This is a genomic window from Corynebacterium sp. MSK122, from assembly GCF_030229435.2.
Lineage (GTDB): Bacteria > Actinomycetota > Actinomycetes > Mycobacteriales > Mycobacteriaceae > Corynebacterium > Corynebacterium marquesiae.
Genome location: NZ_JASPHV020000040.1, coordinates 1 through 8,801, shown reverse-complemented (window position 1 = coordinate 8,801; position 8,801 = coordinate 1). Strand labels below are relative to the sequence as shown.

Annotated in this window: 11 protein-coding genes and 1 pseudogene; all 12 read left to right on the top strand. The window is 57.8% G+C overall.

The window, feature by feature from the left end; translation table 11 throughout:
• A pseudogene (locus QP934_RS11130) lies at positions 1-120 on the top strand (IS30 family transposase); the annotation flags it as partial.
• A 29-nt stretch (positions 121-149) separates the two neighbouring features.
• The gene (rimM, locus tag QP934_RS11125) at positions 150-647 is read left to right on the top strand and encodes a ribosome maturation factor RimM (protein WP_419127559.1); all 498 of its coding nucleotides are present in this window, start codon (positions 150-152) and stop codon (positions 645-647) included.
• Positions 644-1,516 (top strand): tRNA (guanosine(37)-N1)-methyltransferase TrmD, encoded by an 873-nt coding sequence (trmD, locus tag QP934_RS11120; RefSeq protein WP_419127558.1) that lies wholly within the window; start codon positions 644-646, stop codon positions 1,514-1,516. The genes rimM and trmD overlap by 4 nt, the downstream gene beginning before the upstream one ends.
• Positions 1,516-1,890: a hypothetical protein gene (locus tag QP934_RS11115; protein WP_419127557.1), complete on the top strand. Its 375-nt coding sequence runs from the start codon at positions 1,516-1,518 to the stop codon at positions 1,888-1,890. Before trmD ends, QP934_RS11115 begins: the two co-directional genes overlap by 1 nt.
• Before the next feature lie 121 nt (positions 1,891-2,011).
• Positions 2,012-2,641 carry a hypothetical protein gene (locus QP934_RS11110; RefSeq protein ID WP_419127556.1) on the top strand — a complete coding sequence of 210 codons (630 nt, stop codon included), beginning with the start codon at positions 2,012-2,014 and terminating at the stop codon, positions 2,639-2,641.
• 146 nt (positions 2,642-2,787) lie between these two features.
• The gene (locus tag QP934_RS11105) at positions 2,788-5,124 is read left to right on the top strand and encodes a Tex family protein (RefSeq protein ID WP_419127555.1); all 2,337 of its coding nucleotides are present in this window, start codon (positions 2,788-2,790) and stop codon (positions 5,122-5,124) included.
• A gap of 173 nt (positions 5,125-5,297) precedes the next feature.
• Complete coding sequence (gene rplS, locus QP934_RS11100; RefSeq protein ID WP_005325245.1) at positions 5,298-5,642, top strand: 50S ribosomal protein L19; 345 nt, start codon at positions 5,298-5,300, stop codon at positions 5,640-5,642.
• A 185-nt stretch (positions 5,643-5,827) separates the two neighbouring features.
• Positions 5,828-6,631 carry a signal peptidase I gene (gene lepB, locus QP934_RS11095; protein WP_419127554.1) on the top strand — a complete coding sequence of 268 codons (804 nt, stop codon included), beginning with the start codon at positions 5,828-5,830 and terminating at the stop codon, positions 6,629-6,631.
• A complete protein-coding gene (gene lepB / locus QP934_RS11090; protein WP_419127553.1) occupies positions 6,609-7,346 on the top strand; it encodes a signal peptidase I in 738 nt (245 codons plus the stop codon). Before lepB (QP934_RS11095) ends, lepB (QP934_RS11090) begins: the two co-directional genes overlap by 23 nt.
• On the top strand, positions 7,333-7,974 hold the full coding sequence (locus tag QP934_RS11085) for a ribonuclease HII (protein ID WP_419127552.1): 642 nt from the start codon (positions 7,333-7,335) through the stop codon (positions 7,972-7,974). The genes lepB (QP934_RS11090) and QP934_RS11085 overlap by 14 nt, the downstream gene beginning before the upstream one ends.
• 62 nt (positions 7,975-8,036) lie before the next feature.
• The gene (locus QP934_RS11080) at positions 8,037-8,342 is read left to right on the top strand and encodes a DUF2469 domain-containing protein (protein WP_005325239.1); all 306 of its coding nucleotides are present in this window, start codon (positions 8,037-8,039) and stop codon (positions 8,340-8,342) included.
• A 172-nt stretch (positions 8,343-8,514) separates the two neighbouring features.
• On the top strand, positions 8,515-8,694 hold the full coding sequence (locus QP934_RS11075) for a YraN family protein (protein WP_419127551.1): 180 nt from the start codon (positions 8,515-8,517) through the stop codon (positions 8,692-8,694).
• Positions 8,695-8,801 lie beyond the last annotated feature (107 nt).

Sequence of the window (8,801 nt, the reverse complement as noted above, 5' to 3'; positions counted from 1 at the left end):
CCCGAACATGTCGCGTGGGTGCAAAATGAGCTCAACGAAACACCCCGACAAATCCTCGGCGGCGCAACCCCACGTGAAATACTTAACGAACTATTCAAGCGTGGCGCATCCACCGCTTGATTCCGCCTCTGTGTTGTAGACTTTCCGCTATGGAATTGATGATTGGTCGCGTGATTAAATCGCACGGCGTGAAAGGTGAAGTCGTAGTAGAAGCCACTACGGATGAACCGGAGGTGCGCTTTGCGGTAGGGGAAGTTCTTCATGGCACGCAGGGCAAGAAGGAGCACACACTAACTATCAAGGCGGTCCGGAGCCATAAGGGAAGGCTGCTCATTACCTTTGAAGAGATCAAAGACCGAACAGTGGCGGATATCCTACGTGGTACTAAGTTCTTTGCCGCTCCGCTCGACAGTGATGATGATGGCTTTTATGACCACGAGTTGGAAGGGCTGCGCGTTCTTTTAGCTGGCAAGGAAGTTGGTAAGGTCACATCAATCATCCACGGCGGAAGCCAGGATTTGTTGGAGGTAGAACTCGACAACAGCAAGGAGGCGCTCATTCCCTTCGTGCATGCCATTGTTCCTGAGGTGAACCTGGAAGCTGGAACGTGCACCATCGATCCGCCGGAAGGACTGCTTGACCTATGAGGCTTGACGTCATCACCATCTTTCCGGAGTACCTAGACCCGTTGCGGCATGCGCTTTTGGGAAAGGCCATTGAACAAGGTCGCCTTGAAGTAGGTGTGCACGACCTGCGGCAGTGGGCTACGGATGCGCATAAGTCTGTCGATGACTCGCCGTTCGGCGGTGGCCCCGGCATGGTTATGAAGCCAGAAGTTTGGGGGCCGGCGCTCGATAGCGTCGCCTCGCGGGAAAGTGCGCCTAATTTAGAGTCTGCGCTGCCACACCTAAACCGTCCGCGCCACGACGAATTAGAAGGGGTAGAAGCACAAGCCTATGCGGTTGATGCCACGGCCGATGAGGATAGCGACCTCCCACTGCTTATCGTGCCGACGCCAACGGGAAAACCGTTTAGCCAAGCGGATGCGCGGGCGTGGTCCAATGAGGAGCACATTGTTTTTGCCTGCGGGCGTTATGAGGGCATCGATCAGCGCGTGGTGGATGACGCCGCTCGGCGCTACCGCGTGCGCGAGGTTTCCATCGGCGATTATGTGTTGATCGGTGGGGAAGTGGCAACGTTGGTGATTGCTGAGGCAGTAGTGCGACTCATCCCCGGTGTACTGGGAAATAAGCGCTCTCATGAGGAAGATTCTTTTTCTGATGGTCTCTTGGAAGGCCCGAGCTATACCAAGCCGCGAGAGTGGCGTGGCCTAGCCGTGCCGGACGTGCTCACCTCGGGAAACCACGGTTTGGTAGACACATGGCGGAGGGAACAGGCTTTGCTGCGCACGTGGCAACGCCGTCCCGAACTTTTGGAGGCGGCTGAGCTCGATAAGGACGACAAGGCCTTCATCGCGCAGTTGGAACAAGAAGCCAACACACAGGGTGAAGGCTAATGGAGGTAAGCGCTGACCTCTGCGTACTCCTAGTAACCCAGGAGTGGGAGAATAGCCTCGAAGTATTGCCGGAGACGCTGCGGGCACGGGGCTTTGAGCCGCTAAGCATTTTCGCTCTCCAGGAAGCGGAGGAGTGCACTGAAAGCAGCCCGCTAGCGCAGGAATATCGCTTCAGATTCGGCCAGTGGCCACAAGGAATTCCGGTGTGGCGGCTCATCGTAAACGCAGAGACCACGCAGCCGCTGGCCACAGTGGCTTCCTTAGTAGCAGACTGCTTGCCGCCGGCAGCCTCATGGGTGGGCAGTGCGGAAATCGGTTTTACGGAGATGGGGCTTGGTGCCCCGGCTGTGTGGCGGACGGATTCTGGGTTATAAGCGGAATCTGGAAAACTATTTAGCGCTTTTTCATGCCTACACTGCAGCGCATATGCCTTCTAGGGCTATAGTAAAGGGGACATCCCCTCCAGATTCCTATTCCCAAGGCGGTCCCTAAAATATGACGGCTCCCAACGGCAATAACTACGGTGGATATAACCAACAGCCGCCCCAGTACAATCAGCAGTATTATTCCCAGCCACAGCAAAGCGGTGGCGTAGGTGGCGCCACGATTATCGCAGCCATTGTGGCGGTCATCGCGGTGGCAGCCATGGTCATCATGTTCGTGACCAATACCAAGGATGATGCATCGACTAGCGCGGCCGCCGATAGTCAATTCCAGCAGGCTGATGCCAATAGCGGCTCCGGCTCCGGATCTAGCAAGCACTCCGGTTCCTCGTCCCAGGACGATGCTGAGGATGAGGATGAAGATTCCAGCCCGGTCACGGTGACCAAGACCAAGGACGCCCCAGCACCAGCACCGGCGCAGGCAGCGTCTTCTGGCAGTAGCAATGGGCACTCTTGGAGTGACTTCACTAGCTACTATCCAGCGATTACCAAGACCTCCAGCGGCTTTGCCAGCAACGTCTATACCGCGTTTATGAATAACTGGGTCGCTGGCGGCGGAACCGGCGCTACCTTGAGCGTCTACTCGCCGGCCACCGGTGGTACCTACACCATGTACTGCTCCGGCAGCTCTTCGCGCGTTTCCTGTGCCGGCGGCGATAACGCCCGCGTGGTTATCTACTAAGAACGCACCATAGCAACCTCCTTTCCTTCCTAGGGAAAGGAGGTTTTGTGCGTCTTGGGGGCGTCGGCAAGCGAAGGCAGTAGAGGAGCCGTGCGGTAAATTGGGTGGGTCTAATCCCAAACCTCGAGAAAGAGTGAGGAGACCACGTGAATATTGCGGCCACTATCGCCGCCGAGCTCAACGTCAAGGAATCGCAGGTTTCTACCGCGTTGCAGCTGCTTGCGGAGGGCAATACAGTGCCCTTTATCGCCCGCTACCGCAAGGAGGCCACCGGTGGGCTGGATGACTCCCAGCTGCGCACCATTGAAGAGCGCGCGAACTATCTAAAGGAACTACAAGAGCGCAAGGAGACCATCCTTGCGGCGATTGAAGAGCAGGGCAAGCTTGGCGACGCCCTCAAGGAGCAAATCCTTGCCTGCGAGACCAAAGCGCGGCTAGAAGATTTGTATCTGCCGTATAAGAAGCGCCGCAAAACCAAGGCCGATATTGCCCGCGAAGCCGGCCTTGAGGAGCTGACCGATAAGCTCATTGCGGATCCCAACGCCGCTCCAGAAGAATTGGCACAGGCCTTTACCACCGAGGGCTTTGAGGACACCAAGAAGGCCCTCGACGGCGCCCGGGCCATCTTGGTGGACCGCTTCGCGCTCGACGCGGATCTGGTGGGTGAAGTACGCGAGCGTATGTTCACTGAAGGCTCCATGGGCGCGCACGTTATTGAGGGCAAGGAAGCCGAAGGCGCGAAGTTTAAGGATTACTTCGATTTCAACGAGCCCTTCCACAAGCTGCCTTCGCACCGCATTTTGGCGCTGCTGCGTGGCGAGAATGAGGGAGTGCTGCAGCTGCAACTAGATGCCGGCGATGACGCCGATTACGAGGATGTAATCGCCTCCCGCTTCGAGCTGGATCGCTCCTCCAAATGGCTTGCCGACGCCGTCCATTGGGGCTGGCGCACCAAGCTCTGTATTTCCTCCAGCCTGGACGTTCGCATGCGGCTGAAAGAGATTGCGGAAAAAGGCGCGCTGAAGATCTTTGCCACCAATTTGCGCGACGTGCTGCTCGCGGCACCTGCTGGCCAGCGTGCCACCATCGGCTTGGATCCGGGTTATCGCAATGGTGTGAAGTGTGCGGTAGTGGACAAAACCGGCAAGGTGCTCGATACGGCCATTGTCTACCCGCATCAGCCGCAGAACCAGTGGAGTCAAGCAGTTCAGACGCTGTCGACCCTGTGCGCCAAGCATTCTGTAGACCTTATGGCCATCGGCAACGGCACCGCCTCCCGTGAGACCGAGAAGCTTGCCCAGGAAATTGCGGACCTTATCAAGCAAGCTGGGGGTCAGCGACCCACTCCTGTGGTGGTTTCGGAGTCCGGCGCCTCGGTCTACTCAGCTTCGCCGCTTGCAGCGGAGGAATTCCCCGACATGGATGTCTCGCTGCGCGGTGCGGTTTCCATCGCTCGCCGCTTGCAGGATCCTTTGGCTGAGTTGGTCAAGATCGATCCTAAGGCTATTGGTGTGGGGCAGTACCAGCACGACGTTAACCAGACCGCGCTCGCTCGCACCCTTGATGGCGTCGTGGAAAGTGCGGTAAACGGTGTGGGCGTAGATCTCAATACCGCTTCCGTCCCGCTGCTTGAGCGCGTGGCGGGTGTCAATTCCACCATCGCCGCCAATATCGTTTCCTACCGCAATGAACACGGTTCTTTTGCTTCCCGCAAGGAACTGAAGAAGGTACCGCGTCTGGGGCCTAAGGCCTTCGAGCAGTCTGCGGGCTTTCTCCGCATCAGTGGCGGTACCGATCCGCTAGATTCCTCTGCCGTACACCCGGAGGCATATCCTGTCGTCTCCCGCATCGCGGAGAAGACGGGCCTGGGTATTTCTGAACTTATTGGCAATACCCGCGTACTCAGCACGCTGGCGCCAGCAGACTTTGCAGACGAGAATTTCGGCATTCCTACGGTGACCGATATCATCGCCGAGCTGGATAAACCCGGACGCGACCCGCGCCCTGAGTTCAAGACCGCCACCTTTAAAGAAGGCGTACATAAAGTCTCCGATCTCACCCCGGGCATGATTCTTGAGGGCACGGTGACAAACGTGGCGGCATTTGGCGCCTTCGTGGACGTCGGAGTCCACCAGGATGGCCTCGTCCACGTTTCTGCCATGAGCCACAAGTTTGTCTCCGATCCGCACGAGGTCGTGCGCTCTGGCCAGGTGGTCAAGGTGAAGGTCATGGAGGTTGATGTGGAGCGCCAGCGCATCGGTCTCTCCCTCCGTTTGGATGATGAACCGGGGCAGCCGGCCCCTAAGCGCCGCGGTGATTCCCCACGCGGTTCCGCCAAGTCCGGCGGCAGGGGAGAAGGAAAGCGCTCTGGCCACAAATCTGGGCGCGGATCCCGGGGTGGCTCGCGCGGCCGCACGGGTGGTGCAGGTGGCGCCGGCGGTGGCGGCGCTATGGCCGATGCTCTGAAGAAGGCAGGCTTCTAGATGTCTCCCACCGCGGTGAAAAATCGTGGTCGGGTAAGGCAGCGTGCGATATGAGAATTTGGTTCCGGCTGGCGTATGTGGAAAAATAGTGCACCGTTCTATGTAACGGGCACGAACCGGTTAGGCAGTACGCCGCTAGGGTCCTCTGTCCCAAACTGAAAAGGAATATTGGCATGTCCAACATTATTGACAAGGTCGATGCAGCACAGCTGCGCGACGATATCCCGTCCTTCCGCCCAGGCGATACCCTCGACGTTAACGTAAAGGTTATCGAGGGTAACAACGAGCGTGCACAGCTCTTCAAGGGCATCTGCATCCGTCGTCAGGGCTCCGGCATCCGTGAGACCTTCACTGTCCGTAAGGTTTCCTTCGGTATCGGCGTTGAGCGTACCTTCCCGGTTCACTCCCCGAACCTGGAGTCCATCAAGGTCTCCCGCCGTGGCCGCGTCCGCCGTGCGAAGCTCTACTACCTGCGCGATCTGCGCGGCAAGAAGGCTCGCATCAAGGAGCGTCGCTAGTACTAGCGCGCTGCGCGCCAGTTTCCCCTTGCACCCTGCTGTGGGTGGAAGGGGATTTTTCAATGCCCAATTTTGCTCAATTCACAGTTGGAAGCCCTGATCTAAACGGAAAGTTGTCTGTGAATCCTCCTGCCGCGAGGGGGATAAGGCCGGAAATCGGACATGGGGTTGCTAGGATCTAGCGCGTGAATAAAGACAGCATCTCGCAGGAACAGTCGCCGGAAGGCGAGGGGGCCCGCCCCGTACAGGGCGACGCCACCCAGCAAGGCAAAGAGACGACTAAGAAGAAAGAAATGCCATGGCTGCTGGAAACCCTTCTGGTCGTGGCTACGGTTCTCGTGATCGTCGGACTTTTCCAGAACTTTATCGGCCGGCAGTATGTGATCCCATCGGGCTCGATGGAGCCGACTCTGCACGGCTGCGAGGGCTGCACAAATGACCGTATCTTTACGGAAAAGATTTCTTACTACGGTGACGGCGGGCCAGAGCCGGGCGATGTCGTCGTGTTTAAAGGCACCGAGGACTGGAATTCCAGCTACGTCTCACCGCGCTCGTCCAATCCGGTAATTCACGGTGTACAGGATGCGTTGAGCTTCGTATCCTTGGCACCGCCAGACGAAAATACTCTGGTCAAGCGTGTGGTTGCTACCGGCGGACAGACAGTGTCCTGCCAGGAGGGCGATCCTGCTGTCATGGTAGATGGCAAACCCATCGAGCAGGACTACGTGCAAGACCCGCCAACGTATCCGGTAGATGAGTCGACCGGCTCGGAGGCCTGTGGTGGTCCGTACTTTGGTCCCGTCGAGGTACCGGAGGACAACATCTGGGTGATGGGCGATAACCGTACTGCTTCGGCCGATTCGCGCTACCATATGACCGATAAGTTCCACGGCACGGTTCCAGTAGAAAACGTCCGTGGCAAGGTGAAATTCGTATTCTGGCCGTTTACCCGCATTGGTGGGGTCGATGACCCGGACATTCAGGAGTAAGCCTTCCTCCCAACGCCTGCGCACCCGGGATTTTCTCTTCCCCGTGGCGGCAGGCTTTGTCCTGCTGGTGCTCCTGCAGGCGCTGGTGGGGCGGATGTATGTCATTCCTTCTGCGTCGATGGAACCGACCCTGCACGGGTGTCCTGGCTGCAAGAACGATCGTATCGCCGTGCAAAAGGTCAGCTATTACTTCACGGACCCAAAGCCCGGGGAAGTGGTGGTTTTTGAAGGGCCCGAGTCGTGGAATAACGAGTTTGAGGTCAATCGTTCGCACAATATTTTCATGCGCGGAGCCCAAAATGCTCTAGCGGCCGTAGGGCTGCTTCCCAATGGGGAAAATATCCTGGTAAAGCGCGTCATTGCTACCGGCGGGCAGACGGTGAGTTGTCAGGCCGGCGATCCTGCGGTCATGGTGGATGGAAGGCCCATTGACCAAGCCTTCGTCCTCGATCCGCCGGAGATTCCCGTAGACGCCAGCGTGGGTTCGCGAGAGTGTGGCGGAGAGTATTTTGGCCCAGTCACTGTCCCCGAAGGAAACCTTTGGGTGATGGGTGATAATCGCACCAACTCCCTCGATTCCCGTGCGCACTTGGGTGACCACCTGCAGGGCACCGTCCCGGTCGACAATGTCCGCGGGCGCGTCGAGGCCATCATTTTGCCGCTTTCGCGTTGGGGCGGGGTGGAACACCCGGAAATCTCGCATGCGGCGGCTTAAACAGCGACGCACCTTCGAGGTCGCATTGAACAAGGCCGGTTTAGGCCCGGTAGCCGGCGTAGACGAGGCCGGGCGCGGTGCCTGCTGTGGACCAATCACCATCGCAGCTTGTGTGATGCCCGATCGGCCGATCAAGGAGTTGTCGGAACTTACTGACTCCAAGAAGCTCACCCCCAAACAACGAGAGAAGCTTTTTCCACTCATTAAAGACAAGGCTGTGGACTGGTCTGTGGTGCATATCGGGGCGGGGGACATCGATAAGCGCGGCATCCAGCACGCCAATATTTCCGGCATGCGCAGGGCAGTTGCGCGCCTGGAGGTACGTCCGGGCTATGTGCTTACCGACGCCCTCTTTATCCCCGGCCTCACCCAACCCCACCTGCCCATTATCGGCGGCGATGCGGCCGCGCGGTGTATCGCCGCGGCGAGTGTGTTGGCCAAAGTCAGCCGCGACCACCTGATGTACGAGCTGGATGCGCGGTACCCCGGCTACGGGTTAGCCAGCCATAAGGGGTACGGAACCAAGGCGCATGAGGCCGCAATTGCGGCGCTTGGAGCGTGCCCGGAGCACCGGATGAGCTATGAGAATGTCCGCCGCGCTCATGCGGATTTTGCCGCGCGTGCCTAGCAAGAAACTAGCGCTTCTCGCGTTAAGCTAAAGCGAGCTAACCCACAACCTGGAGGTCCACCGTGAGTGCAGAGGAACTCGATAACTACGAGGCTGAGGTAGAGCTGTCTCTCTACCGCGAGTACCGGGACGTTGTCAGCCAGTTTTCCTATGTCGTTGAAACTGAGCGGCGCTTTTATCTGGCTAATGCGGTAGAGCTTATTCCGCATACCTCTGGGCCTGATGTCTACTACGAGGTACGCATGTCTGATGCTTGGGTATGGGATATGTACCGCTCCGCGCGCTTTGTGCGCTACGTCCGCGTTATTACATACAAGGATGTCAATATCGAGGAGCTGGATAAGCCGGAATTCATGATGCCGGAATAACTTTGTCAAGCCGGCGCACACAGCGCCGTACCCTAGCTGTGGATAAAAGCGCTGCAGAGCGTAGTTATCCACAGCTAGGGTCTTTTTGCCTGTGCGTCCCTTGTGTAGGCCCTTTCACCTGCGGTGTCCTGTGCTAGCCAATGAATTTCTCGACGCACAAGGATAAACCGCAATGCACTTTAGTTCAGAACACCGCTTGGTCACGAAGAAGCCTCGTCATAAACAAGTCTTAGGTAAAAGGGGAGAGGCGTTTGCAGCGCGCTATCTGCGCGAACGTGGGGCAGAAATAATCGCTGCCAACGTCTCTTATCGGGTGGGAGAAATCGACCTCATTGAAGCGTCCTGGGTTTAGTTCCTACCTCAGCTAAGGAAGGATTGAACTATGCCTAGAAAGTATTCCGTCGAGTTCAAGGAGAAGGCGGTCCATCAGATCATCGAAATGGTCCGCCTGGAGTCTTG

Coding starts and splice junctions, on each gene's coding strand:
- rimM (WP_419127559.1), top strand. CDS start 150: ATGGAATTGATGATTGGTCGCGTGATTAAATCGCACGGCGTGAAAGGT.
- trmD (WP_419127558.1), top strand. CDS start 644: ATGAGGCTTGACGTCATCACCATCTTTCCGGAGTACCTAGACCCGTTG.
- QP934_RS11115 (WP_419127557.1), top strand. CDS start 1,516: ATGGAGGTAAGCGCTGACCTCTGCGTACTCCTAGTAACCCAGGAGTGG.
- QP934_RS11110 (WP_419127556.1), top strand. CDS start 2,012: ATGACGGCTCCCAACGGCAATAACTACGGTGGATATAACCAACAGCCG.
- rplS (WP_005325245.1), top strand. CDS start 5,298: ATGTCCAACATTATTGACAAGGTCGATGCAGCACAGCTGCGCGACGAT.
- lepB (WP_419127553.1), top strand. CDS start 6,609: ATGACCCGGACATTCAGGAGTAAGCCTTCCTCCCAACGCCTGCGCACC.
- QP934_RS11085 (WP_419127552.1), top strand. CDS start 7,333: ATGCGGCGGCTTAAACAGCGACGCACCTTCGAGGTCGCATTGAACAAG.
- QP934_RS11075 (WP_419127551.1), top strand. CDS start 8,515: ATGCACTTTAGTTCAGAACACCGCTTGGTCACGAAGAAGCCTCGTCAT.